Origin of the sequence: Bacteroides sp. AM54-2NS, from assembly GCF_003602935.1 — a bacterium.
GTDB lineage: Bacteria > Bacteroidota > Bacteroidia > Bacteroidales > Bacteroidaceae > Bacteroides > Bacteroides xylanisolvens.
The window spans coordinates 1-26897 of sequence record NZ_QTMZ01000037.1 but is presented as its reverse complement, the minus strand read 5'-3'; the positions used below and the strand labels follow the sequence as shown (position 1 = coordinate 26897).

The following is a 26897-nucleotide window of genomic DNA, read 5'->3' as shown; positions in this document are numbered from 1 at the left end:
TTATGAGCCATGAAAATACATGAATATCAAGCGAAAGAGATTTTCTCCAAGTACGGAATACCTGTCGAGAGGCACACTTTATGCCGTACTGCCGCAGGCGTCCTGGCTGCATACCGGAGGATGGGAACAGACAGAGTGGTTATAAAAGCACAAGTATTAACCGGAGGTCGGGGAAAAGCCGGAGGAGTGAAACTGGTAAACAATACGGAAGATGCTTATCAGGAAGCCAAGAACATTCTCGGAATGAGCATTAAAGGTCTTCCTGTCAATCAAGTTCTGGTCAGCGAAGCGGTTGATATTGCTGCAGAATATTACGTCAGCTATACCATCGACCGGAATACACGTTCTGTCGTTCTGATGATGAGTGCATCCGGTGGTATGGATATTGAAGAGGTAGCCCGTCAGACACCGGAGAAAATCATCCGATATTCAATCAATCCGTTCATTGGCCTTCCCGACTATCTGGCAAGGCGTTTCGCTTTCACTCTCTTCCCCCAAATGGAACAGGCAGGTAAAATGGCTGCCATCCTTCAGGAACTTTATAAAATCTTTGTGGAGAATGACGCGTCGTTAGTGGAAGTAAATCCGCTGGCACTTACAAAGAAAGGTACGTTAATGGCCATTGACGCAAAGATCGTTTTTGATGACAATGCGCTCTATCGGCATCCGGAGATTCATGCTTTGTTTGATCCGACGGAAGAAGAAAAAGTGGAAGCAGATGCCAAAGATAAAGGATTCAGTTATGTTCACATGGACGGCAATATCGGTTGTATGGTAAATGGCGCCGGACTTGCCATGGCTACTATGGACATGATTAAACTTTACGGCGGTCAGCCTGCTAATTTTCTCGACATCGGTGGCAGCTCCAATCCTGTCAAGGTTATTGAAGCTATGAAACTCTTATTGCAGGATGAGAAAGTAAAAGTGGTTCTGATTAATATTTTCGGTGGGATTACTCGTTGCGATGATGTAGCAATGGGACTTCTTCAGACATTCGAGCAGATAAACAGCAATGTCCCCGTCATCGTCCGGCTTACAGGCACCAATGAACATATCGGACGGGAACTGTTACGGAATTACAGCCGTTTCCAAATAGCCACAACGATGAAAGAGGCTGCTCTTATGGCTCTGAAAGCATAATACGTACCAAATCACTAAAAAATAAAGCAATTATGAGCATACTAATAGATAAATCCACCCGTTTGATTGTGCAGGGAATCACTGGCAGAGACGGGCTTTTCCATGCCAAGAAGATGAAAGAATACGGAACCAATGTGGTCGGGGGTACTTCTCCGGGCAAAGGAGGAACAGATGTGGACGGAATCCCCGTATTCAACACCATGTATGATGCTGTCGAGCAGACAAAGGCTAATACCTCCATCATTTTCGTTCCGGCACGTTTTGCGGCAGATGCTATCATGGAGGCAGCGGACGCAGGCATCCGTATCATAGTCTGCATTGCAGAAGGAATTCCCACACTGGACGTGATTAAGGCGCATCGGTTTGCCGAACAAAAAGGCGCCATGTTGATCGGGCCTAACTGTCCGGGACTTATCTCTCCGGGAAAAAGCATGGTTGGCATCTTACCGGGACAAGTCTTTTTAGAAGGAAATGTAGGTGTCATCAGCCGTAGCGGAACACTTACTTACGAGATTGTATATCACTTAACAGCTAATGGAATGGGACAATCTACCGCTATCGGCATCGGGGGCGATCCTGTTGTAGGGCTTCACTTCCGCCAACTGCTGGAAATGTTTCAGAATGATCCGGAAACAGAAGCAATCGTCCTGATTGGAGAGATTGGAGGAAATGCGGAAGAACAAGCGGCCGAATATATTCGTAATAATGTAACTAAACCTGTGGTAGCATTTATTGCCGGACAATCAGCTCCTCCGGGAAAACAAATGGGGCATGCAGGCGCTATTATTTCGGGAAGTTCCGGTTCGGCAAAAGAGAAAATTGAATCTTTGGAAGCAGCTGGTATCCGAGTGGCACAAGAGCCTTCGGATATACCCAAACTATTGAAAAAGTAACCTCCAAAAGAGAAATAAAAAACAGAAGTAGTAATATTACAGATGCAGATTCACTCAAAATAAGTAATTTCATACTTATCATTTTAAGTGAATCTGCATTTATTTTACATACCTTTCTTTATACCTAATTTTATAAGAAGAGCATTCATCGGATAAGCGCAGAAGAAACCGAAAAGCATAGCCAACTGCATCATAAACCAGAATATCCATGTATCTTTGGGCAATGGCTCATTGATGAACAGCACAAAATAAACAATTGCCATCCAACCGTACATTCCTACCTGCCAGGATAAAAGAGAAAAGAAATCTGCTTTGAAAGCGCGTGTCAGCGCGTTCCCCACAGAGATTTTTTCCATTTCCCGAATCGCATAAAACTGAAAATAAACGCCAATAATCAAAGCTAATACAAAATCGAGTACCCAATTCCCAACAAGTTGACTGCCTGCAACAGTTACAGGAACATAATTCGTAAACCACTCTCCTATGATATCTGCCAATGTGCAGCCTGCGCCACAATGAAGAGCCGACAAAGCTACCGATTGCCAATAAGGACGCCTCATCTCTCCCATTGACATATCCATATCTTTCATGTCAGACATGCCCATCCCTTTCATCCCGTCATCCTCCATCTTCATCGGACTGCTCCGCCCGAACTTATTATACGCCCATAAAGCTAAATAACTTCCCCACAATGCAGATAATATCCAAACTGCATTCATTATTTTCATTGATTGCGGACGATGTGTCAGGTCTATGGCAATATGTACTGCTATTCCGATACCTGAACAGACTAAGAATACGGCTATTAAATTGAGCATGATTGTATGTTTTAAAAGATTCAGACTACAAAACATACTTTATTTGCGAATAGTTCAGTCCACTACTTTTTAATTTTGCCTGTCGAACTATTCCACACACGAGTTGTTATCATTTCATAATCAAAACAATAAAAATATGAGCAGACGTAGACAATTAGAGCATGAAGTATCTGTTGCTCAAGAAAGAATAAAGAAAGCCGCAAAAGATACACCGAAGAATATCCTGAAATTATGGGAACAAGAGCTGGTAGACCTGGAATTGGAACTCAATAATATGGTGGATGATGAAGAAGATAATAATGAGGATTAACAGAAGAAGGGCGCGCTAGTTTCCTAGTGCGCCCTTCTCTATTACTGTCTATTTATTCAGTATTAGTTCTTTGGCAATGCTTCTTTCACTACCATTGAACGACCTACATATTCTGCACCGTTCAATTGTTTGATAGCGTTGTTAGCTTCTGTATCATCCGGCATTTCGATAAACGCAAAGCCTTTTGATCTTCTAGTTTCACGATCTGTGATTAACTTTACTGAAGCAACTGTTCCATACTCTTCCATTACATTTCTCAAATCCGATTCCTTAACATTATAGCTAAGATTTCCAATGTACAAATTCATAAAATACAAATATAAAAAATTAATAATTCAATAAGAAAGTTTTAGGAAGATCTTAATTAGAAATGGATATGCTCAAATAAATGAGAAGATACACGTAAAAAAATCAAATCGTAATAAACCTCTTTATTGTTGTTGGTACAAAGGAAAGCATTATTTGGAGATAATGCACTATACTCCCTCCTTTTTCTTTTCTCAAAACATCTTTTTTATGAAAATAGGCCAATACTTAACGTTTAAACTCTATTATATCAAACTATCTGCCACCAATTATCTGATTAGCCTTCTATAGTTTCTTTGTTATAAGCTCTTTGAAAAACAAATACTTATAGTTAATTCTGCATCAGAAAATTAAAGGCTACCTTCTTTGAAACAGAAGATAGCCTTTATTATATACCAATTTACGTTTGCAGATTATCCACAATGGAAATACTTATGTACGAGATCTAACATCTCCATCGGCTTTCCTTCCAAATCCGCACGCAACGTTTTATCTTCGTAACTGCGAAGTCTGCGGATGATACCATCAATCATTGCCGGACTAAAGACATTATATTGTTCAAAGATTGCCCGTTGTTGCTGCAGGCAATCAGCAGAAGCCTCACAGCTATCTGGCAGTTGTGCCAGTGAATTTAGTTTATCTTCATTCTCTTTCTGATGGATATTCACATTCACATACGTCTTTTGAGCGATATCCAGCGCATTTTCAATTTCAAAGCCATGACGGCAGGCAACAGCCAAACCGGCCAACAGTTGATACAAATCTGCCGAACCATCCGGAGAACGCATTTCTACAGTCTGCTTCTGGCTGGTGTCAAAATGGCTTTCGGCTTCCAACGGATTAGCTAATGTACACATATCTGTTTTTGCAGCCCATCCCAATGGCACACGTACTAATACGGAACGGTTACGATCTCCCCAGCAAACATTGGTAGGTGCCTCCTGATGAGGAACAAGACGGAAATAAGAAGTAGGATTGGTATTTCCAAAGGCAGTGATTGAAGGAGCAAGCACCATCATTCCGGCAATTGCTTTACGCGCTGTTTCCGACAAAACGCCGTCTTTCAACATTTGGTTCTTTCCGTCTTTCATGATACGCATGTGTACGTGCAAGCCCGACCCTGCCTTACCGGCTGTAATTTTAGGAGCAAAGGTCACATTATATCCATATCTGTATCCCAGATTACGAATCACCCATTTGGCAATCATCAACTGATCTGCCGCCTGCGATACGGGAACCGGCAGAAACTCAATCTCATTCTGCTCATAAATATAGCCATCCAGCGTAAAATTACCCACTTCGGAGTGTCCATACTTTATTTGCCCGCCTGTCTGTGCGATATAAGACATACATTGAGTGCGGAACTCATTAAATTTAGCGTATGGACCCGATTCGTGATAACCACGTTGGTCGGTTGCTTGAAACATACCTGTATCCGGGGCTATTACATAATATTCCAATTCGCCCATTGCCTGAAATTCCATTCCGGTAACTTCTGTAAAAGTTTTGCTTGCTTTGTAAAGGGTGTGTTCTGGTGCACTTTCGAGGGGTTCGCCGTCTTTGTTGAAGAAAGAGCAAAGCATGGACAGCGTCGGAATCTCGGCAAACGGATCAACGAATGCAGTGCAGAAACGGGGAATCACATAAAGGTCACTACTGCCCGCTTCTATGAAAGAAAAAAGACTGGAACCGTCTACCCGTTCTCCACAAGTAAGAATAGCTTCCAGATAAGCTTGATTGTTGATGACAAAGTTCAGGGTTTTCAGACGACCGTCTCCCGCCGGATACATGAAATTGACCATGCGGATATCTTTTTGCTGGATAAATGAGATAATGTCGGCTTTGGTAAACTCTGAAGTTGGCTTTTGAAGGAATGCTACCAACTGGTTAGCATTCATTGACAAATCTTGATTCATAATCGGTTGTTTTTCGTTGTTGTATGATTAAAACGGTTTGTTAAATGCCAAAGATAACGAAAAGATTCTACTCCTTAAAGCGTTTTAAATCTTTCCGGCTAAAAATCCATTCCGGAGTATATAGTTTCCCCGCATCCGTTTCCGCCAATTCATACCAGGGGGAAAGGCTGCGACTGACAGGATTTACAAGAATATGAATCTGTTGTGCAGGCATATAGCTCTGCGCCAACAGGAACACTTTCTTTTTGGTAGTCGGATGAACAGCAATATCTACAACAATGACCGCATGTCCGGGTGAGCCTCCTTTAATAAATACATCACCGGGTTGCAAAGAAGTATAAGACACAGCCTGAAGCTCGCGGGATAAAGAAGCCGTTCCGGCATACATAAAGACCATATCGAGATAGTTACGGAAAGTTTTATAGGAATAATCCACTCCTTTGCCCGCAGCATACCATTGCACTTGATTGCCGCTGACTTTTATCCGATTTCCTTCCGCCCATTTCTTGTACCCGGCAGGGAAACCATTGGTGAAGTTGAATTTTATTTCTCCATATCGTTTATGTTTCCACAGATATTCCGCCCGCAAACGCATTACCGCATCGGCACACTGTTGCAAATCACGGTTACCTATCTCCATATCGATTACAGCGTAGGCTGCAGACTGATTCGATTTTTCTTTTCCATTATAAAGCATCACTTTACTACCTTTCGGCATCAAAGGCAAATTACGTAAGTAACCTGTAAACGAATGATCGGCACAAGCCTCCCTGACATATCCCGTCGGAGGAGCGATTCTTGTAGCAACCGTTTCTTGTCCCCACAATTGCAGGGATGTACAAAGTAACCCTATATATATTAGTAAATACTTCATAACGCTTCTCTTTATATTCTGTTCCGGACAAATATAAGTAATTATTGTTTAAAAAGAGGATGAATGTCTATTTTTATTTTAACTTTGTACAAAGACCTACATACATAACTAAAATTGAAAAGCTATGGACATCCAAACATTTATTCAGAACTTCAAGGAGGCATTCGGAGAGAATGCCGAATTACCTCTTGTATTTTGGTATTCGGATATACTGGAAGGAACAACAGAGAAAATTAACGGTTGCTTCTTTAAGGGTATGAAGACTGTCAGAGAAGGTGGCACTATCAGTTTGAATGCAGAAAATATCGGTTGCGGTGGCGGCAAATTCTACACAGGTTTTACAGAAATGCCTGAACGCGTACCGACTTTTGTCTCACTAAAAGAACGATATAAACAGACTCCGGAAATGGTCGTTGAATTCATACGGCAAATCGGAGTGCCTAAAGCTGAAAAGAAATACCTTCATTTTGCCCGTATAGACAAAGTGGCAAGTCTGGAACAAATAGAAGGCGTCATGTTTATCGCCAATCCTGATATGCTTTCCGGACTGACTACATGGGCTTACTATGATAACAATGCCGAAGATGGTGTCGTTTCCTTATTCGGTTCCGGTTGCAGTTCCATAGTGACACAAGCCACTCTTGAAAACCGCAAAGGAGGCAGGCGAACATTTATCGGTTTCTTCGACCCGTCGGTGCGTCCGTACTTTGAAGCGGATAAGTTGAGTTATACGATACCTATGTCCAGATTCAGAGAAATGTGTGGGACTATGCGCCAAAGTTGCCTGTTTGATACGCATGCATGGGGAAAGATCCGGGAAAGAATGGACGCCGAATAAGACTAAAGTACAAACCAAATAGTTTCAAAATATGTTTCAAGCTTTGAAACTGTTTGTTTCTCGGTGTGAAACGAATGGTTTCAAGCGGTGAAACAAACAGTTTCCCGTAGTGAAACAAAGTGTTTCAAATAGGCTTGAAACTTTTCTGTCCCATTTTTAATATCATAAAGTAAATGCTTAAATTAGTTCGTATTATAAGTTGTTATTCAAAACGCAACGAAGTCTCCTTTTTTCTATTAACTAATTTTAGACAGTTACTTTAGCAAATAGTTCTTTGTCCGGATTAAACCTTTTCTGCGGAAAGAAGTCTAATTTTTTATATATTATCGTTCTATTAAACTTTAAAGTTATCAACGAAAATGGAAACATCTGCTAAACTCTATTCACTGAATTACAGCAATGTAAGAACTTACCTCTTTGCCCTGCTATTTGTGACAGGCAACATTGCACTTCCACAAATCTGTCATCTTGTACCATACGGTGGCCCTACTTTATTGCCGATCTATTTTTTCACGTTGATCGCAGCTTATAAATATGGCTTTCGTGTGGGATTACTGACAGCAATTCTTTCTCCTGTCATCAATCACCTGTTATTTGCAATGCCTTCGGGAGCTGCACTCCCCATTATATTGATAAAATCCGCTTTACTTGCCGGTACTTCCGCCTTGGCTGCACGAACACTGAAATCCGTTTCTTTATGGGCTATTCTCGGTGTCGTTCTCTCCTATCAGATTATAGGAACTGCTTTTGAATGGGCATTCATCGGAAATTTCCATGCAGCAGTGCAAGATTTCCGCATTGGTATTCCCGGTATGTTAATTCAATGGTTTGGCGGCTACGCCCTACTGAAAGCGATTGCAAAACTCTAAAGTAAAAACAAAAATGGACAGAAGGGACTTTTTAAAAACAGTAGCCATAACCGGTGCCGCATTGAGTATTCAGCATTCGGAGGCAATGGAGATATTAACCCAGACTATTAATAATACGAACGGAGGCAATCCGGACTTGGTAGCCGTTATGGGTGGAGAACCGGAAGCTATGTTCCGCCGTGCTATCAGCGAACTGGGCGGTATGAAACAATTCGTCAAACCGGGACAGAAGGTGGTCGTAAAACCTAATATCGGTTGGGATAAAGTGCCGGAACTGGCAGGAAACACCAACCCGCAACTGATTGCTGAAATCGTGAAACAATGCTTTGCTGCCGGAGCTAAAGAAGTGACCGTATTCGACCATACGTGTGACGATTGGCAGAAGTGCTACAAAAACAGCGGCATCGAAGCGGCGGCAAAAGCTGCCGGAGCAAAAGTAATGCCTGCTCATTTGGAGTCTTATTACAAGCCGGTAAACTTACCCAACGGTCAGAAGATGAAAAAAGCAAAGATACATGAAGCCATCCTGAATTGCGATGTATGGATCAATGTTCCCATCCTGAAAAATCACGGGGGCGCCAATCTGACTATCTCAATGAAAAATCACATGGGAATTGTCTGGGACCGTGGATTTTTCCACCAGAATGACTTGCAGCAATGTATTGCCGATATCTGCACACTGCAAAAGAAAGCTGTACTGAACGTAGTGGACGCTTATCGTATCATGAAAACCAATGGCCCGCGAGGACGTTCTGCCTCGGATGTCGTATTAGCGAAAGGACTGTTCATTTCACCGGATATTGTAGCAGTGGACACGGCTGCTGCCAAATTCTTCAATCAAGTACGTGAGATGCCACTAGATACTGTGGGACACCTCGCTAAAGGAGAAGCACTGAAAATAGGAACCATGAACATTGACAAGCTGAATGTCAAGCGAATTAAGATGTAAAATAACAATGTTAAGAAAGCTACGTATTGGAATATCAGCACTTTTATTTGTGCTGATTTCTTTCTTTTTTCTCGATTTCGCAGAAATATTACCGAACAGTTTTCATCGGCTGGCACATTTGCAATTTATTCCAGCTGTCCTTTCACTAAGTATAGGTATCTTATTATTTCTCATTGTGTTAACGCTCTTATTTGGACGCGTTTATTGTTCTACAATTTGCCCTATGGGTATTTTGCAGGATGTCATTGCACGCATTTCAAAATCAACAGGGAAAAAGAAAAAAAGATATAGTTACAGTCCCGCGAAAAACAAATTGCGTTGGGGCGTACTCGGGCTGACAGTAATCGGATTTCTATGCGGATTTACATTTATTGTAGGCCTGCTCGATCCATACAGCGCGTATGGACGTGTGGTAGTGCATATATTCAAACCTATCTACATGTTGGGGAATAATCTGTTGGAATCCGTCTTTTCCAGGTTCGACAATTATACGTTTTATCAGGTAGATACCTCTGTTTTAAGCATTTCTTCTCTTCTCATTGCTATTATCACTCTGGCAGTTATTTTTGTAATGGCATGGAAACATGGGCGGACATGGTGCAATACGGTTTGTCCCGTAGGAACAGTATTGGGATTATTGAGCCGCTTTTCATTATTTAAGGTCCGTATCGATACTGCGAAATGTAATGGATGCGGGCTTTGTGCTACCAAATGCAAAGCTCCTGCATCAATAGTAAAGAACATGCCATTGATTATAGCCGCTGCGTAGATTGTTTCGATTGCCTGGGAGCATGCAAGCAAAAGGCATTGGTCTACACCCCTTCTTTAAAGAAACAACAAGCAAACGTAGAAGCCCCTGTGCCATCATCACCGGACACGGATTCATCCAAACGCCGCTTTTTGGTTGCCGGTCTTGTTACTGCCGGAGCTGCTCCCAAACTCCTGTCCCAAGCCAAAGAATCCGTTGCAAGACTGGAAGGCAAAAAGGCATACAAAAAGGAGAATCCAATCACTCCTCCGGGATCTATCAATCAGGAACACTTTCAACAACAATGTACATCCTGTCATCTTTGTGTCAGCAAATGCCCCTCTCATGTTCTGCAACCTGCTTTTATGGAGTATGGTTTGGCAGGCATAATGCAGCCGACCGTTAGTTTTGAGAAAGGATTTTGCAACTTTGACTGTACTGTTTGTGGAGACGTTTGTCCCAATGGAGCAATTCTTCCCATAAGTGTAGAGCAAAAACATCTTACACAAATGGGATATGTTGTTTTTATCGAAGAAAATTGCATCGTTTATACTGATGGAACCAGTTGCGGAGCGTGTTCCGAGCACTGTCCTACACAGGCTGTGGCAATGGTACCATATAAAGACGGATTAACGATCCCTCATGTAAACAAAGAAATATGCGTAGGTTGTGGAGGATGCGAATATGTTTGCCCTGCCCGTCCATTCCGCGCTATCTATATCGAAGGAAATCCAGTGCAAAAAGAAGCAAAACCTTTTAAAGAAAACGAAGAACATAAAGTGGAGATAGACGATTTCGGATTCTAATCAGCACACAGTGCTGGTGTAAAGATTCCATCCGTATATTTGCGCTCTATTGTGATATATTTAAATGCGGATAACAAAACTTTATACTTACGCAATTAAAGTTCCATGTTATCCGCATTTATTGTGTTCTATGGATAACAAAAAACTACTTATAACGTTCTCTTAAAAAAACTATTCATTATATTCCTCCTACTTTCAATAAATTCACTAAATTCGTGGCGAACTAAAGAAAGCAACTCATGGAGGTATTCACAAATAACAGGAATAGCCGGAAATATCAGATTGGCTATGCACTAAGCGGAGGATTTATTAAAGGATTTGCCCATCTGGGAGTTATGCAAGCTCTTTTAGAGCATGATATTAAACCGGAAATCATCTCCGGAGTAAGCGCAGGAGCACTTGCCGGTGTCTTTTATGCAGATGGCAACGAACCCCACAAAGTACTTGATTATTTCTCCGGACATAAATTCCAGGATTTAACCAAATTGGTAATTCCTAAAAAAGGATTATTTGACCTTTGTGAATTTATAGACTTTCTCCGAACCAACGTAAAAGCAAAAAACTTGGAAGATTTACAACTTCCTCTGATTATCACAGCAACCGACCTCGATCATGGACGCATGGTTCATTTTCACCGCGGCAGTATTGCTGAACGGGTCGCAGCTTCCTGCTGTATGCCTGTTATGTTCGCACCAGTCAATATAGATGGCACTAACTATGTAGACGGAGGATTGATGATGAATCTTCCTGTCTCTACCCTGCGTAGAGTGTGTGATAAGGTGGTGGCTGTCAACGTAAGCCCCATCATGGCAGAGGACTACAAAATGAATATTGTAAGCATTGCTATGCGTTCATTCCATTTTATGTTCCGCGCCAATACTTTTCCAGAAAGGGAAAAGTGTGATTTATTAATCGAACCATACAATCTATACGGATATAGCAATACCGAACTGGAGAAAGCAGAAGAAATCTTCGGACAAGGATATAATACAGCCAATGAAGTACTTAATCAACTGTTGGAAGAAAAAGGGAAAATATGGAAGTAACCTCCTATCCATCGAAAAAAAGAATGAATACGAATATTAATAATCTACTCTATATGAATGACGAAAATAAAATAATTATCTATCAAGTGTTCACCCGTCTGTTTGGAAATAACAACAACCATTGTGTTTACAACGGAGACATTGCCACCAACGGTTGTGGGAAAATGGCTGATTTCACGCTCAAAGCACTTGGTGAAATCAAAAAATTAGGTACTACACATATATGGTATACAGGTATCATCGAACATGCCACTCAAACGGATTATCGTCGTTATAACATCAGTCCGGACCACCCTGCCGTTGTGAAAGGAAAAGCAGGTTCTCCCTATGCCATCAAGGATTATTATGATGTAGATCCTGACCTGGCCAACGATGTACAGGGACGTATGAAAGAATTTGAGAACCTGGTACACCGTACACATCGCACAGGTTTGAAAGTGATTATAGATTTTGTACCTAATCACGTAGCACGCCAATACCATTCGGACGCACAGCCCGACGGTACGACGGAATTGGGGGCTAACGATGACCCCAGTCAATCTTTCAGTCCATACAATAATTTCTATTATATCCCGCAAGCGGAACTTCGTGCCCAGTTCGATATGAAAGACGGTGCAGCAGAGCCTTACCGGGAATTTCCGGCTAAAGCTACCGGTAACAATCGTTTTGATGCTACGCCCAATATCACCGACTGGTATGAAACGGTGAAATTAAACTATGGAGTGGATTATCAGAACGGCGGAACCTGCCATTTCTCCCCAACTCCGGACACTTGGATAAAGATGCTGGACATTCTTCTTTTCTGGGCGTCAAAGAACATTGACGGTTTCCGTTGTGACATGGCAGAAATGGTTCCCGTTGAATTTTGGGAATGGGCTATTCCTCAAGTAAAAGAGGTTTATCCTGAAATACTTTTCATCGCAGAAGTCTATAATCCCAGTGAATATCGTAACTATCTGTTCCGTGGCAAGTTTGACTATCTATATGATAAGGTAGGATTGTATGATACATTACGAAATGTAGCCTGCGGATATGAATCTGCCACTGCAATCACTCATTGCTGGCAAAGTCTGAATGGAATAGAGAAAAAAATGCTCAACTTTTTGGAGAATCACGATGAGCAACGTATCGCATCTGATTTCTTTGCCGGTAATCCGCGTAAAGGGATTCCCGCACTAATTGTTTCTGCATGTATGAACACCAATCCTATGATGATTTATTTCGGTCAGGAGTTCGGAGAGCTAGGCATGGATAGCGAAGGATTCAGCGGAAGAGACGGACGGACTACCATATTTGATTATTGGAGCGTAGATACTATACGTCGTTGGCGCAACGGAGGAAAATTTGACGGGAAAATGCTTACTGAAGAGCATAAGCACCTCTACTCTATCTATCAAAAAGTACTGACGCTTTGCAACGAAGAGCAGGCAATCAAAAAGGGGGTATTCTTTGACTTGATGTATGCCAATATAAACGGATGGCGTTTCAATGAGCATAAACAATATACTTTTATGCGAAAATACAAAAACGAAATTCTGTTTTTCGTTATTAATTTCGACAGTCAACTGGTAGATGTTGCCATCAACGTGCCTTCACATGCCTCGACTTTTTGCAGATTCCTCAAATGGAGTCTTATCAGGCCATTGATTTGATGACCGGTGCTAAAGAAGAAATCTGCTTATTACCTTATAAACCGACAGACGTTTCAGTCGGAGGTTATAACGGAAAAATTTTAAAGATTACTTTTTAAGTAAAAAGAGTAAGAACCGCATACTCCTTATCCTCCGGGCATTTCACTTATAAATGCCCGGAGGATTATTTATGTACATCGCTCAAACAAATATTCTCAAAGGCTGTTTAGTTATAACTAATTCTCTAAACTCAAAGCTTATGAAGAAATTTATGATTTGTGCGATCACACTGTTTTTGCTATTATCTACATCTGTTTTTGGAGATACCCCTCCCGGCAATGTACAGGCAACTTTCAAGAAAATGTATCCCAAAGCAAACGGCATTGCCTGGTCACAAGATGACGGATATTATTGCGCCAACTTTGTAATGAACGGATTTACTAAAAATGTGTGGTTTAACGTCCGGGGGCAATGGGTGATGACACAGACTGATCTTGTTAGCCTTGATCGTCTGTCACCGGCAGTCTATAATGCTTTTGTATCCGGGCCATACGCAAGTTGGGTGGTAGATAATGTGACGATGGTAGAGTTTCCTAAATGGCAAGCTATTATTGTAATTAAAGTAGGCCAAGATAACGTTGACATCAAATATCAGTTATTCTATACTCCACAAGGAGTATTACTGAAAACACGCAACGTGAGTGATATGTATGATATTCTCGGACCAAGTACCTTTTTGGTAAACTAGAACTAAATCATTCAATAGCGCAATATACGAGAAAACCCCTGCAGATATACAATGATAGTTGCAGGGGCTTCTTATTTAAAGATAAAATTATTTCTTCTTTCTAAGCACTACGGCGGTACGGGCAGGAATGTAGAGTTTCAACCACTCTTTCTTTTCCTTACTGTACAGCGGATCGGCAATAGTAAAGTGCACTACAGAATCATCTGCCAAACCGTTTCCTCCAAATGCAACGTCGTCCGTATTCAATATTACTTCATAAGCTCCCGGAGTTACCAGGAATCCATAGTCGGTAAATGACTGTTTCGGATTAAAGTTAAAGACAAATATAAGGTCTTTACGTCCGTATGCCAATACCTGATCGCCATCATTATGCCATATTTCCTGAACAGGTGTTGCCTGGAAGTCTTTCACGCTCTTCAGAACTTTCAGCATATCCTTATCAAAATCACCCATATAATGATAGGTCAGATTCTTGTTGTCTACCAAATCCCATTGGCGACGGGCATATTTACATGACCATCCGTTACCTTCACGCGGGAAGTCAATCCATTCGGGATGCCCGAATTCATTTCCCATGAAGTTCAGATAGCCTCCGTTGATGGTTGAAGAGGTCAATAAACGAATCATCTTGTGCAAAGCGATACCTCGGTTGACAACATAATTTTCATCTCCCTTTTGCATATGCCAGTACATATCGGCATCAATCAGACGGAAAATAATTGTCTTGTCTCCCACTAATGCCTGGTCATGGCTTTCTGCATACGAAATGGTCTTTTCATCCTGACGACGGTTGGTTACTTCCCAGAACATGCTGGAAGGTTTCCAGTCTTCATCAATCTTTTCTTTGATTGTCTTGATCCAGTAATCCGGAATGTTCATGGCCATACGATAATCGAAGCCGTAACCGCCATCTTCTACTTTTGCAGCCAGCCCCGGCATACCGGAAACTTCTTCCGCAATGGTTATCGCTTTCGGATTTACCTGATGAATCACTTCATTAGCTAATGTCAGGTAACAAATCGCATTATCATCCTGATGACCGTTGAAATAATCTCCATAGTTACAGAAGGCTTCACCCAAACCATGACTATAATATAGCATAGAAGTGACTCCGTCAAAACGGAAGCCGTCAAATTTATATTCTTCCAGCCAGTACTTGCAGTTAGACAACAGGAAGTGAATCACTTCGTTCTTGCCATAATCGAAGCATAGAGAATCCCAAGCCGGATGTTCACGACGAACGCCCGGATAGAAATACTGATTCGGATCACCGGCAAAGTTTCCTAATCCTTCTACTTCATTCTTCACTGCATGTGAATGAACAATGTCCATAATCACAGCAATTCCCATCTCATGGGCGGCATCGATCAATGCTTTCAATTCATCGGGAGTACCAAAACGGGAAGAGGCAGCAAAAAAGCTGGATACATGATAGCCGAAACTTCCATAATAAGGATGTTCCTGAATGGCCATAATCTGGATACAGTTATACCCTTCTTCAGCAATACGGGGAAGTATTTTCTCGCGGAATTCGTTATAAGTGCCCACTTTTTCCTCCCGTTGTGCCATTCCGATATGACATTCATAAATCAACAGTGGATTCGTGTCGGGCTTAAATGTTTTCTTTTTGAATTTATAGGGTTTCTCCGGAGCCCAGACTTGTGCACTGAATATCTTGGTCTGTTCATCCTGCACCACACGAGTAGCCCATGCAGGAATACGCTCGCCTTGTCCGCCTTCCCAGTATACATTCAATTTGTAGAGATCGCCATGATGAATGGCATCCGCCGGCAGGTTAATTTCCCAATTGCCATTCTTTAGTTTTTTCAGCTTATAGGCTGCTTTTTCCTCCCAATTATTAAATGTACCCACCATATAAATATGAGTAGCATTGGGCGCCCATTCACGGAAAGTCCATCCCTTATCGGTGCGATGCAATCCAAAATAAAGATACCCCGATGCAAAATCTGAAAGGGTTTGTTTGCCTTTATTCGTCAATTCAGCTTCCTTGTCTAATACATGCTGATGACGCCCGGTGATAGCACCAGCAAAAGGTTCCAGCCAGGGATCATTTTTTATGAGATTAAGTGTCTTTTCCATATCAGAATTGAATTAGGATTATGCTTTTACTTTTACGATTACTTTTTTCACACCATCCGGAGTGATGCCGGGAGCATGACCGTCTTGCGGGAAGAAGATAGCAAACATTCCCGGTTTTACGGCAACGTATGTTTCTGCCAATCCTTCAAAGAAAGTAATGTCTTTTTCTGCGTTATAAGGTGCATCTGCCGGAACACAATCTTTAGCAGCGGTATACCCCATAATTTCTGTTCCCGACAACGGGATTTGAATATCAATAAATTCGTTATGAGTTTCCAGTTTGGCTTCCTCTTTTGTTTTAGGCTTGGTTTGTGCGATATTCACGAACAGATCTTTCCCTTTCAGTTCTGTCTTACCAATTTCCATGGCTTGGAGGTCATGAGACTTCAAGAAGTCGATGGCTTGTGCAAACAAAGGATTTAAAGACGCATATTTCTCCAGATTTTCTAAAGTATCTACTACCATATAAGTTAAATTTTAAAGTTTATATTCCAGGCATTATTTATTCAAAATCATCAATCGTATAATTTATAAAATCAGCAAACCGCTTGAACTGGCGGAACGCTTTGTCCATCTGTTCCAACATATCCGGCCGGGTAAAGAAGTCATCAGGAACATTATATGAACAAACATACTCTTTACATTTCAAATAATCGACATACTTGAAGTCTTTCGGGAAACCTTTCGGAGCTGTTTTCAGAAAATCCTCCCCTATCACCGGAAAGTATTTCTTAAACTCCGGATCCTCTACGATCGCAACAAATTCCTCGATATTGTCATAAATAGACTGACGCACTGCTTTCAGGATATTGGGAGGCAGACACAAGCTTCCTCCGGCAAGCATCGAACCATCCGGCTGCAAATGGACATAATATCCACAGTGGTCGGATTTCTTTCCTTTGGCATTGATATAACCACCGAAATGTATTTTATAAGGTGTTTTATCCGCAGAGAAGCGGGTATCCCGGTAAATGCGATAAGTACAGTCTTTGGGTTGAATTCCCCGGATAGTTTCATCAAACAGGGAAATACGGGCAATCACTGTTGCCAAAAAGTTGTCGAACTCGGCACGGGCTGTTTCATATTCTGCCTTGTGCTCATTAAACCACTCACGATTATTATTCGCGGAAAGATCTTTTAAAAACTGAAAGATAACGGGTATGTTCATCTTTATCATTTTCTATTATTACTCTACAAACGTACAAATTTTATTTCATATAAACTAAAAAAGGGGGTAAAAGGACATAAAAAAAGCATCGGCCTGGTAAAACCGATGCTTTAACACATTTATCAAAAAAACAGACTCTTCTGTCTCTGACGTACTTTAGCTTTCACAAGTGGAGTACAATCTCTTTAATTAATCTTATATCTAATACTATGAAAAACACATAAATATAACAGTACAAAAGTGACATTTGTTCAGCAATGCTCTGTATATTTCAGTTAATTATCGTTTATAGAATGAAATGTTTCTCATTTATAGGCAATACAATACGTTCCCAGTCAATCATGGCGTTGAATAACATGATATGTGAATAGTCGTTTAAATGTACTTGCGCGATGTCTTTCTCAACAATGAATTGCTTATTCAGAAGTTCCGCCCGCTTCGTTCCCCGGAGTAACGGATGAGCCGGAGTAAACCATGTGTGCCCATCGTAGAGGGCGATATTGGCAATAGAAGTATCTGTCAGATAGCCGTCTTTCACGATTAAAATGTCATCTGCCATTCCTCTTTGGGCATACAAAGCGTTCAGTTCTTCCCGATGTGTGCTTTTGTAAGTGTAATTAATGGTATCGGATTCTATCAGATGCAAAGAGGACACTTTCCGCATCTGATAAGGAGCATACGTGACTTCTTCTACTTCTTTTCCATACACAATCCGGCATTTATGAATCCCGTTTAAAACTGGTGGCGATATATACTCACGCAAATCAAGCGGAACAGTATCTTTCCAAAAGACTGAACGGGTTCTATTGAAACGCTCTGTGTGATAATCAAGATTATAAATCTGTCCATCCTCTATCCGGATAGTCTCAATAAATGGGTACATATATTTTTTGTTTCATTTCGTTATACTCACTTTCCGCATCGCTCTGACAGGTGATTCCACCTCCGCTTTTAAAATACATTTTTTCTCCTTCCTGTTCTACAAAACGTATCATAACGGCACTATCCAGATTAATTCCATCCGAATAGCCCATAATTCCTGTATAAAACCCTCTGTCGTAGGTTTCAGCTTCCCGAATAATCTGCATCGTTTTTTTCTTGGGGGCACCGGTAATGGAACCGGCTGGCAAAAGTCGGAAAATAAGTTCTCCCAAATGTTCCGAATAGTTTTCCGGCAATACGCCTTGAATTTCAGAGCTTGTCTGAAGAATCGCCCCCTGATTAGTCTGCAATGTATCGATATACCGATACCGGGAAACGAACACTTGATTGGCAACCATGCTTAAATCATTACGAATCAAGTCTACGATAGTAGCGTGTTCTGCCGCCTCCTTAGGATCGTTCATCAATAATTGGGCAGCAGAAGGAATGGAAGCGTCAATAGTCCCTTTCATCGGGTATGAGCTAATTTTTCCCTGATGAATTCTCACAAATATTTCTGGAGAAAAAACAGTAAAAGTGTCTTTAACCCATAGCTTATAAATCGCTTTAGAATGATAATAAATATCTTTCAGAGTGAGATTGGTATCTACCGGAGTGCGACAAGTCAGATTTGTGAGAAAACTATTTCCAGCCAAGATATTCTGTCGGACAATATTAAACGAGCGTTGATAGGAATAGAAAGATTCTGCAGAAGGCTGCCAATGGATAGAGTTCGCTGGTTTAGCAGAAAAAGAAGGTGTATACTTTTCAGTTGACGTAGCTTGATTGGTAAATCCATTCAAATTATACAAAAGTTCAGTAGAATCAACAGCAGCAACCTCTTCTATATAAGATGCATCCTGTAGATAATTGATAACAAAAACAAAAGGACGATGGTGTTGTCCAAACTGATTCATCCGTTTAATGGCCTGTTCCTTATTATATAAATGCATAAAATATTTCAGCGTTTAGGAACGGCAAATGTACACAAAAAGTATAGATTAGAAAAAGATAGCAATAAAAAAGGGTTGCCCGACGTATCATACCGGCAACCCTTTATCATTTATAAGATTGGTCAAATTACTTCATAACAGCTTTCACTTGAGGAAGCATCTTTTTCACATTTTCATTTTCCGGAGAGATCTTAGCAGCCTCTTCCAAATAGTCTAATGCTTCTTTAAATCTTCCATCCGCTTTTGCTTTTTCTGCAGCATATTTGTCTGCGTCTGAATTTGCCAAAGGAGCAGCTTTCTTCAGGATATTAGCTCCGTCATTATAACACAGAACTCCTAAACTGTACAATGCATTTGTTTTATACTGCTTGTGATCCAACGGAATTACTTTCTTGAAACAATCTTCTGCTTCTTCAGCCTTTCCAGCTTTCTGTGCTGCAAGTCCTGCTTTTAGATAATGAAGACCATAATTCTTCACCATTGTCTTATTTTTAGGATCGACTTTCAGCCCTTCTTCTAATGTAGCTACATATTCAGCAGTCTTCTTTTGTGCATCTAAAGCCAAAGCCTTACGAGCATACGCATTTCCTATATTAAATTTTTTCTGAATAGCAATATCGAAAAAGGTCACGGCTTCCGCATACTTTTTCACTTCGTCTGCTGCTATACCACAATAGTAGCTGTTGCAGAATCTTGATTATTAGTCTGTTTCAGATATTCGCTGAACTTCGCATACGCTACTGGATAATTTTTAGCATTAAATGCGTCATTTCCTTCTTTTTTCAATTGCTCTGGGGCGGTTTGTGCAAAAACATTAGTCACTACAATACAAAATGCAAATAAAAAAATCAATTTCTTCATAACTTTATGTGTTTTTTAGTTGTTTATCGTCCAAAAGTAGAAGTTATAATAGAAAAACACAACCGTATTTTATTTTTTTGACCTTTTTGAAACCTATATAACTTTCGTTATTCTTCGTAAAAATGACGTTTTCCTATTTATTCATCCCAAACCATATAACTAAACAAAATATTTCTCTTTTATAAATTACTGATTCATAGCCATAAAGAAAAATATGAATAAAAAAGTGCCGGAAAGTTTTTGAGTTTTCATAAAAAGCACTACCTTGCATCCGCAAATAAGGATGGTTCCGTAGCTCAGCTGGATAGAGCAACGCCCTTCTAAGGCGTGGGTCAAGCGTTCGAATCGCTTCGGAATCACTTAGAAAAATCGCAAACAGCTATTAAAATAGCGTTTGCGATTTTTTCATTTAATAGAATCGTCCACATGTTGCCTACTTGATATTTTTTCACGTACTGGCTACAATCCCATCGGTATTTTCAACAAATACCAGACAATAAACATCAATGTCCAGGCAACCAGGATACCTAATGAATATCTCCAGGTATATTTAAGCAATGAGCCATACGTAATCTGTTTATCATACTGCCGCATATAAGTCAGTACCAAAGGCATATAGAATAAGAAAGGAGTAATGGCATTCGTCGAACTATCTCCGATACGGAAAGCACATTGTGCTACATCCGGAGCAATTCCCATCTGTGCAAACATCGGAATAAAGATAAAAGACATAAAAGCCCATTTGGAGGTAGCAGATACCATAATCAGGTTTATCAATGCCGTGAATAGAATAAACAGGATGAGGGCGGACAAAGGAGCCGGCTCAAACGAAGAGAGCAAATCAGCTCCCATGATAGCTAAACATTTATCCAGATGGGAATATTCAAAACAGGCAAACATCTGTGCAGCAAAGAAAGCGATAACGAAATACACTCCAAGAAGTTTCATTGGCTGCGTAAGTCCTTCAATCACATCATTGTCAGTGCGATACCGTCCGGAACTGAATCCATAAGCCATCCCCGTAATACCTGCTCCCAAAGAAAGTAAGAACAAAATACCGGCAATAAAAGGCGAATGCATCAAACCTCCGTTCACCCCACGCAAAATTCCATAAGAAGAAAAAGTAAGCCACAAGATAAGAGCAACATAAACAGCTGCTACAACAATGGAAATCATAATGGCACGCCGCTCTTTGCGAGACAAAGGATGATAAGCCACCACTTTCACACTGCCTTCATACTTTCCTAACGTGGGAAGAAGCCATTTTTGAGTAATCCAATACACAATAGCTGTAATGACTACTGTTGAAGCACTCATAAAGAAGTAGTTACAAAGAGGTTCCGTGTTCCCCTGATAACCCGTTTGCGCCAGTGCCGCCTCTTGTGTGGTATGCGCCAATAACGGGTCCATCGTACTCAATACAATATTAGCACTATACCCGCACGCAACAGAGACATAAGCTGTAACAATCCCAGCAATCGGGTGAAGTCCCACCCACTGGAACAGCATAGCGGCAATAGGCAATAAAATAATATATCCACCATCCCCAATGGCATTCGACAACAAACCGAGCACAATCACCCACAAGATGATTTTCCTCTTTTCCTGCCGGTTCCCTACTCCCATGCGGATGCACGCATCAATAAAACCGGAATGTTGTGCTACTCCCAGTCCGAACATAGCGATAATCACCATGCCCAACGGAGCAAAGCCCGTGAAATTCTTAATAGCGTTCCGCAACCACCAACGGATTCCTTCCGGACTCAACAGGCTTTGTACACGGATGTCCTCACCTGTCTGCGGCAATGTCACTTTCAACCCATAGATATCACATATCCATGAAAGAAAGACCACTGCCATTGTCAGCAGAAGGAACATCGTAGCGGGATGGGGCATACGCCATTTATTCTTCATTACTTTCCAGAGGTATTACTTGCCATTACTTATTCTTCGTCAGGCTCCAGATTATCCAAATCGATAATACGCAATTCCAGTGCACGTACTGCCAATCGGGTAGCATTCACTCCCACCCGTTCTCCATTTGGGAAAAGGCGTCCGATAAGATCATTCTGTCGTTTCTCCAATGATTTTACGCCGAAAGGCATCCCTTTCAGATTGGCAATCATCTCCTTCGTATATCCTAATGCCAAATGGCGGAGAAAACGTTCGTCGTATTCATCAATGTCATAACTGATGACTGCTTCCTGACGCTTGGCATCGTTGGCTACCGATTTCTTGAAACGATCTACAATCTTTTCCAAAATCGGATAGTTGAATACCAGCTTCTTTCCGTCCATCACAGCCTGCACATCTGTTTTCGTCAGTAGTTCTCCCGTTTTGAGGATAATTCCGTCGGCACCGGCATTCAATACATCCACCCACAACTTTTCATTCAGAATCTCACCTGTGAAGATCAGTACCCGGACTCCTTTGTAGCGTTTGAATATATTCCGGCAAATGTCAACACCAATGGTCGTAGAACCTCCCAGTCCTAAATCCAACAATACCAAATCGGGAAGCTGCGCCTCCATCAACGGCCAGAACTCACTTTCCGTCATTGCCGTACCGATCACTTCCGCATTCGGTATTTCATGACGGAATATTTCTTCTGTCCCTTTCAACTCCAGTTTTACATCCTCTACGATAATAACTTTAAACTTCTGTTCTTCCATGTTTCTTATCTAATAACTTTTATGTGTTCTCCTTTTATCGGTGCGGAATGGTGAAATAAACCGTAAATCCTCCGCCTTCAGCCGGTTCGGCATTGATACGACATCCTCTGCGTCCCGCAAATTCGTCATGGTCGCGGATTATCTGCTTGCATACCAGATATTCCGTTCCTCTCAACTCCCCTTTCTCACCGGAAGTCATACGTGCCAGATTCGGATAAAATAATTGATTCAGTTCTTCCACACTCTTTTCACGTCTCGTATCCGTAAAGAGAAAACGAATATATTCATTATCCAGACGTGCTTGCAGACGTATCACCCCATCTTCACGCACAGTCAATGCTTCATCAATCAAATTTTCCAATAGAAAACGCAACTGGTTCACGTCTCCTATCACCTTCGCTTCCATCGGTTCTATCTCCAGTTCTATCCTCTCCGAACGGTTCTTCATTGATTTCTTGAAGTATTTTCCGGCAGCGTCCAAAAGCTCCTGCACCGGAATTACAGTACGCCGGAAAGTGACTTCCTCCAATTGACGGGAAGCGCACGAGCTCAAAATCGTAAAGATTCCCTTATAATATTCAATCAATTCCGTCATAGTCTCCACCGCTTCACGCTCCTCCGTTTCCGAAAGCTTCTGTGTATTCAACCGCCCTACAATCTGTTTGATTTTATTCGGATAATAGATCGTCTCATGTTTAATTGTCGACAAGCAGTTGTCAAGTACCATATTCTGTACATGCAACATACTGTCTTCCCAGGAAGCTCTGCGTGTTTCTTCATGCGCCGATTCAATATCCCGGTATTTAGTAGCCAGTTTCACCACTGCATTAAATACGACAATAGCCACATATCGCGCTACCAGTTCAAAAAGCAGCCGGTCTGTTTCCTGCTCCGTTCCCTCCCTGCGTTCCAGATAAAGCACACCGACACATTGATGTTCACCTCCTGCTTCCACCATCAGCGGAATTGCCTGAAGATGCTGTTCAGAAAGATATTCTCCGGAACTAAAACACTGTTCTACCATCTCCGGCATTTCCTGCCCAGGACGAGAAGCGTATTCCAGTCGATGTGTCGTTTCGTTATAAACGGCAATTCCCATCCGGTCAATTGTCAATAGTTCATTCACCGAACCGAATGCTTCATCCACAATACGTTGCGGGATTTCTTTAAGCGTACTTTCCTCCCGTTGAAGTGCCTCTGCATTTTCTTGTTCCTGCGGTCTGACCAAAGATGCCGCAAATACCTTTTGATTAATTTCAAGTACCTGTTCGAGATTCAAACGATTCTGCAAACGTTTTCTCATATACAGGAAATAGTATCCGACCAAAGAAACAATCAGTAAAACAAAACATAAAATAATTCCTACTGTCTTATTCGTATTCGACCGTTCCAACTGTCGGCAATACGCTTCGAGAGTCTGATCTTCTCCTTGCAACTTATACAAATCCGTAAATGCCGAATTATTATAACTGTATGCATCCAACTGTTTCAAAGCCAAAAAAGCAACTGCCGCCTCATTCCTGATATCCAGAATCACATGATAATCCGAATCAAACAATTCGTTCCACCAACTGATTTCGGCAGGCGTTCCTTCCCCCACCAGCTTCATATACCGATGCGGACGATCCGGACGCGCATATTTCTCATAATGCTCGTTCAACAAGAGTATAGCAGAATCTATATATTGCAAAGCAAATTCATAATCTTCATCCACATTAGCAAAATAGGCGGCATTCGCATAATCCGACGCTGCATCCAGTAAATCCTCATAGGCAGAATCCGTAACCACCACTATCGAATCGCCCTCCTGCAACATAGGAGGAATCGGATCATGCAGACAAGAACTCACCCCAAACGGAAGCAACAGGCAAAGCAACAAGACTCCCATCGCTTTACGCACTCCCGAAGGCAAACGGAAATAGAAACGACTCCCCTTCCCCAATTCACTCTCTACATCAAAGACACATCCCAGGAACAATTCATTCGTTTTCTTATATTTCTCAATGATTCCCTTACAATTCATCAGTCCGAAACCACTGCCCTTATTTTCCTTCAGAACCTCCGGATCAGCTACATTCTTCATTCCGATGACACGAGAGTCATATACTTTCTCACCGATAATACGAGCCACATCTTCTTCGGAAATCCCCCTTCCGTTGTCTTCTACGGAAATCTCGACATACGCGTCCATAGTACGGGCATACACTTTGATTGTTCCTCCTTCCGGAGTATATTTTCGGGCGTTTTCCGCCAGCGTGTTAATCATAAACAAAGTCAATGCCCGGTCAGCCTTCACCATAACCGTAGTCGGTTCTATTTCCAACTTCTGATTTTTCATTTCAAAAGCACGTCTCCCTTTGCCTAACAGTTCAAAGAGTTCATTGAGATCGAACGTTTCAATATTCAGGCTAAGCGTCCCCTGCTTCATCTTAATCCAAAGAGCCAAAATATCATTGTATTCATTAATCGTAGTTACGAGCTCGTCAATGTATTGATACTTCTCTTTCTTTATCTTTGCATGATCGATATATCCTCGTTCCGTCAACTTATGCACCTCATTCAAGATACGGTCGATATAAGGGTTTATCCCATTCACAATGGCCAGACAAGCCTTCTTAATCAGATTTTGGCGTTTATTTCCCGCGATATGTTGTTCGTAAACATATCGTTGCTTTTCCAATTGCATCCGCTCGTCACTCAACGCTTCTACCATCTGCTCATTGTCCGCAGCCCAAACGATATACGGTTCAAGCACGTGCACCAACGCTTTTTCATCACGGTTCAACCGATGCAAAGGAACCAGTGCCGCTTTTCCTTCCTCCGGAATTTCCAGTTGAAGACGCCCTTTCCCAAACAGTTGGTCGATGCCTTGTTGAATTAACGGAACATTCATTGGTATAGAAGAAGTGATGTCCCGGCAAAGAGCCAGTATCCGTTGCAGACGTTCCACATCTACTTGATTCCTTATTTTAGATCGCTTATTGAAAAACCACCAAAGAATAACCACCAGTACAAGTCCGGCAATAACCAAAGAAAGCACAAGCGTCATTTGTCGTGAATCGGATTCCAACGAAAGATAACGACTCTCCAACTCTTTATCCTGACGGGTATAATTCAGAATATCCAGATATATATTTCGGTTGTAATCAGAAGCATACTTCATTCCAAGCCCGGCATACGATACACTCAATTGTTCCCGAATCCTCGAAATCCATTCAGGCACCGTCCTTACGTCTTCCTCCATAATCCACGGAACTCCAGTATATGTCGTATCTCCTTCCGCATAAATACGCAACTTGTCCAACGTATCCACTGCATGATGATAATAAAGCATATGGTGTTGGTTCACACAATCTAACGCTTTTGTAAGCGTATCCAATGCTTCCGAATAACGTCCGTGCTCATTCATATACTTACCGATAGATACATACGCACCGGCAATCTGATACAAATCATTATACTCCCGGAATTTTTCAAGCGCAAGCTGTGCCATTCGCAAAGGCAAAAGCGAATCTACAGGAAAACCGAACTGATCCAGCGCATATCCCCTCCTTGTTCGGAAGAGTTCGAAGTTATTGGGAGAAACCATCAGATTAGCCAACCCTTGCAGACCATTTCCTTCGAAATAAGGATGATTAGTCTGAACCGCAGTCCGCCAGGTAATATATAGCTGGTCGAACTCACGCATTTTCCTGTCCTCCGGCTTGGTGGCTTCCACCAATGAAGCCGATCCTTTGATATAATGATAATAAAGCAACTGATTCGTATCTGCCAATACTTCATCTTCCGGGATCTGATTGAGAGATGCGATGGCTTCCTGCCTTTGCTGAAGATAATAGTAATAAATAGAAGACACAATGAAAAATTCGGTGAAAGCATAATCCAGTCGAAGTGCCTCGTGGCGGTCAGCAAACAAATCACTCTCTTCCCGAATACGTTTCATACGCCGGAGCGCACTGTTACGATAATCATAAAATTCTTTGTTCATAGCTGTCCGCTGACAAATCTTCATCAGTCCGATATCAGCAATCAACAGTTCAAGCTCATTTTTAGTCAGTTTATATACTTCCTTATGCAACGCTTCCGCCCGGTCAAAATCCATCGCCATAAAAGCACAGAATCCGAGATTATTAGATGCCTCCGCTTTCCCCGACTTATAAAAATTTACCTGTTGATAAGCTTCATTGGCATATTTATAGGAGGAATCCAGCTTCGATAACGATAAGTATACGCTTTCCCGTTTAAAGAATCAATCAGGCGCACCTCTTTGGTCGCACCACTATACAGTGCACGAAAAAAAAGAGGTAAACAACACTATACCTATTATATA

Annotated in this window: 19 protein-coding genes, 1 tRNA gene and 4 pseudogenes; 11 read left to right on the top strand and 13 right to left on the bottom strand. The window is 41.5% G+C overall.

Translation table 11 applies throughout. The features are described 5' to 3' along the window. Positions 1–9 precede the first annotated feature (9 nt). Complete coding sequence (gene sucC, locus DXA05_RS19255) at positions 10–1140, top strand: ADP-forming succinate--CoA ligase subunit beta (protein ID WP_128859508.1); 1131 nt, start codon at positions 10–12, stop codon at positions 1138–1140. A 32-nt stretch (positions 1141–1172) separates the two neighbouring features. Continuing rightward, a complete protein-coding gene (gene sucD, locus DXA05_RS19250; protein WP_008022462.1) occupies positions 1173–2033 on the top strand; it encodes a succinate--CoA ligase subunit alpha in 861 nt (286 codons plus the stop codon). Positions 2034–2137: 104 nt separating this feature from the next. Here sucD and DXA05_RS19245 read toward each other — a convergent pair whose 3' ends face one another. After that, positions 2138–2851, bottom strand: a complete 714-nt coding sequence (locus DXA05_RS19245) for a DUF4396 domain-containing protein (protein ID WP_009041290.1) — start codon at positions 2849–2851, stop codon at positions 2138–2140. Between the two features lie 136 nt (positions 2852–2987). On the opposite strand from DXA05_RS19245, the gene DXA05_RS26555 reads away from it, so the two are divergent. Further along, positions 2988–3161, top strand: a complete 174-nt coding sequence (locus tag DXA05_RS26555) for a hypothetical protein (protein ID WP_004316403.1) — start codon at positions 2988–2990, stop codon at positions 3159–3161. Positions 3162–3223: 62 nt separating this feature from the next. Here the strand turns inward: DXA05_RS26555 and DXA05_RS19240 are convergent, their stop codons facing one another. The 3 genes from DXA05_RS19240 to DXA05_RS19230 form a co-directional block, all read right to left on the bottom strand. Then, a complete protein-coding gene (locus DXA05_RS19240; RefSeq protein WP_008640136.1) occupies positions 3224–3469 on the bottom strand; it encodes an RNA-binding protein in 246 nt (81 codons plus the stop codon). Between the two features lie 411 nt (positions 3470–3880). Beyond that, the gene (locus tag DXA05_RS19235; RefSeq protein ID WP_008022468.1) at positions 3881–5383 is read right to left on the bottom strand and encodes a glutamine synthetase family protein; all 1503 of its coding nucleotides are present in this window, start codon (positions 5381–5383) and stop codon (positions 3881–3883) included. 67 nt (positions 5384–5450) lie between these two features. Next, positions 5451–6257: a DUF4846 domain-containing protein gene (locus DXA05_RS19230; RefSeq protein WP_128859507.1), complete on the bottom strand. Its 807-nt coding sequence runs from the start codon at positions 6255–6257 to the stop codon at positions 5451–5453. A 124-nt stretch (positions 6258–6381) separates the two neighbouring features. Here DXA05_RS19230 and DXA05_RS19225 point away from each other — a divergent pair, with 124 nt between their 5' ends. From DXA05_RS19225 to DXA05_RS19195, 7 genes and pseudogenes are all read left to right on the top strand, one after another. After that, a complete protein-coding gene (locus DXA05_RS19225; RefSeq protein ID WP_128859506.1) occupies positions 6382–7095 on the top strand; it encodes a DUF169 domain-containing protein in 714 nt (237 codons plus the stop codon). Positions 7096–7454: 359 nt separating this feature from the next. Then, positions 7455–7964, top strand: coding sequence for a hypothetical protein (locus DXA05_RS19220; RefSeq protein ID WP_004316873.1), 510 nt, complete (start codon positions 7455–7457; stop codon positions 7962–7964). A gap of 13 nt (positions 7965–7977) precedes the next feature. Further along, on the top strand, positions 7978–8913 hold the full coding sequence (locus DXA05_RS19215; protein ID WP_004316874.1) for a DUF362 domain-containing protein: 936 nt from the start codon (positions 7978–7980) through the stop codon (positions 8911–8913). Positions 8914–8920: 7 nt separating this feature from the next. Then, positions 8921–10467 (top strand): annotated as a pseudogene (locus DXA05_RS19210) (4Fe-4S dicluster domain-containing protein). Between the two features lie 239 nt (positions 10468–10706). Further along, positions 10707–11513 (top strand): patatin-like phospholipase family protein, encoded by an 807-nt coding sequence (locus DXA05_RS19205; RefSeq protein ID WP_008022480.1) that lies wholly within the window; start codon positions 10707–10709, stop codon positions 11511–11513. 53 nt (positions 11514–11566) lie between these two features. Beyond that, a pseudogene (locus DXA05_RS19200) lies at positions 11567–13263 on the top strand (alpha-amylase family protein). Positions 13264–13403: 140 nt separating this feature from the next. Further along, positions 13404–13892 carry a PepSY-like domain-containing protein gene (locus tag DXA05_RS19195; RefSeq protein ID WP_008640124.1) on the top strand — a complete coding sequence of 163 codons (489 nt, stop codon included), beginning with the start codon at positions 13404–13406 and terminating at the stop codon, positions 13890–13892. A gap of 87 nt (positions 13893–13979) precedes the next feature. On the opposite strand, the gene DXA05_RS19190 is transcribed toward DXA05_RS19195, so the two are convergent. The 6 genes and pseudogenes from DXA05_RS19190 to DXA05_RS19165 all read right to left on the bottom strand — a co-directional run bounded on the left by DXA05_RS19190 (position 13980) and on the right by DXA05_RS19165 (position 19895). Continuing rightward, positions 13980–15992 (bottom strand): alpha amylase C-terminal domain-containing protein, encoded by a 2013-nt coding sequence (locus DXA05_RS19190; RefSeq protein WP_118195205.1) that lies wholly within the window; start codon positions 15990–15992, stop codon positions 13980–13982. A gap of 18 nt (positions 15993–16010) precedes the next feature. After that, positions 16011–16457 carry a YhcH/YjgK/YiaL family protein gene (locus DXA05_RS19185; protein WP_008022485.1) on the bottom strand — a complete coding sequence of 149 codons (447 nt, stop codon included), beginning with the start codon at positions 16455–16457 and terminating at the stop codon, positions 16011–16013. Positions 16458–16494: 37 nt separating this feature from the next. Beyond that, on the bottom strand, positions 16495–17169 hold the full coding sequence (locus DXA05_RS19180) for a DUF2461 domain-containing protein (RefSeq protein ID WP_032811766.1): 675 nt from the start codon (positions 17167–17169) through the stop codon (positions 16495–16497). A 277-nt stretch (positions 17170–17446) separates the two neighbouring features. Next, on the bottom strand, positions 17447–18043 hold the full coding sequence (locus DXA05_RS19175; protein ID WP_128859505.1) for an aminotransferase class IV family protein: 597 nt from the start codon (positions 18041–18043) through the stop codon (positions 17447–17449). Then, positions 18027–19034: an aminodeoxychorismate synthase component I gene (locus DXA05_RS19170; protein WP_128859504.1), complete on the bottom strand. Its 1008-nt coding sequence runs from the start codon at positions 19032–19034 to the stop codon at positions 18027–18029. The genes DXA05_RS19175 and DXA05_RS19170 overlap by 17 nt, the downstream gene beginning before the upstream one ends. 127 nt (positions 19035–19161) lie before the next feature. Next, positions 19162–19895 (bottom strand): annotated as a pseudogene (locus DXA05_RS19165) (hypothetical protein). Positions 19896–20180: 285 nt separating this feature from the next. Here DXA05_RS19165 and DXA05_RS19160 point away from each other — a divergent pair. Further along, positions 20181–20254, top strand: a tRNA-Arg gene (locus DXA05_RS19160). Between the two features lie 100 nt (positions 20255–20354). Here DXA05_RS19160 and DXA05_RS19155 read toward each other — a convergent pair. The 3 genes and pseudogenes from DXA05_RS19155 to DXA05_RS19145 all read right to left on the bottom strand — a co-directional run bounded on the left by DXA05_RS19155 (position 20355) and on the right by DXA05_RS19145 (position 26882). After that, positions 20355–21809 carry an AbgT family transporter gene (locus DXA05_RS19155; RefSeq protein ID WP_008022495.1) on the bottom strand — a complete coding sequence of 485 codons (1455 nt, stop codon included), beginning with the start codon at positions 21807–21809 and terminating at the stop codon, positions 20355–20357. 29 nt (positions 21810–21838) lie between these two features. After that, positions 21839–22567 carry a DUF5932 domain-containing protein gene (locus DXA05_RS19150; RefSeq protein WP_004317459.1) on the bottom strand — a complete coding sequence of 243 codons (729 nt, stop codon included), beginning with the start codon at positions 22565–22567 and terminating at the stop codon, positions 21839–21841. 34 nt (positions 22568–22601) lie between these two features. Beyond that, positions 22602–26882: pseudogene (locus DXA05_RS19145) on the bottom strand (DUF5113 domain-containing protein). Between the last annotated feature and the right edge of the window lie 15 nt (positions 26883–26897).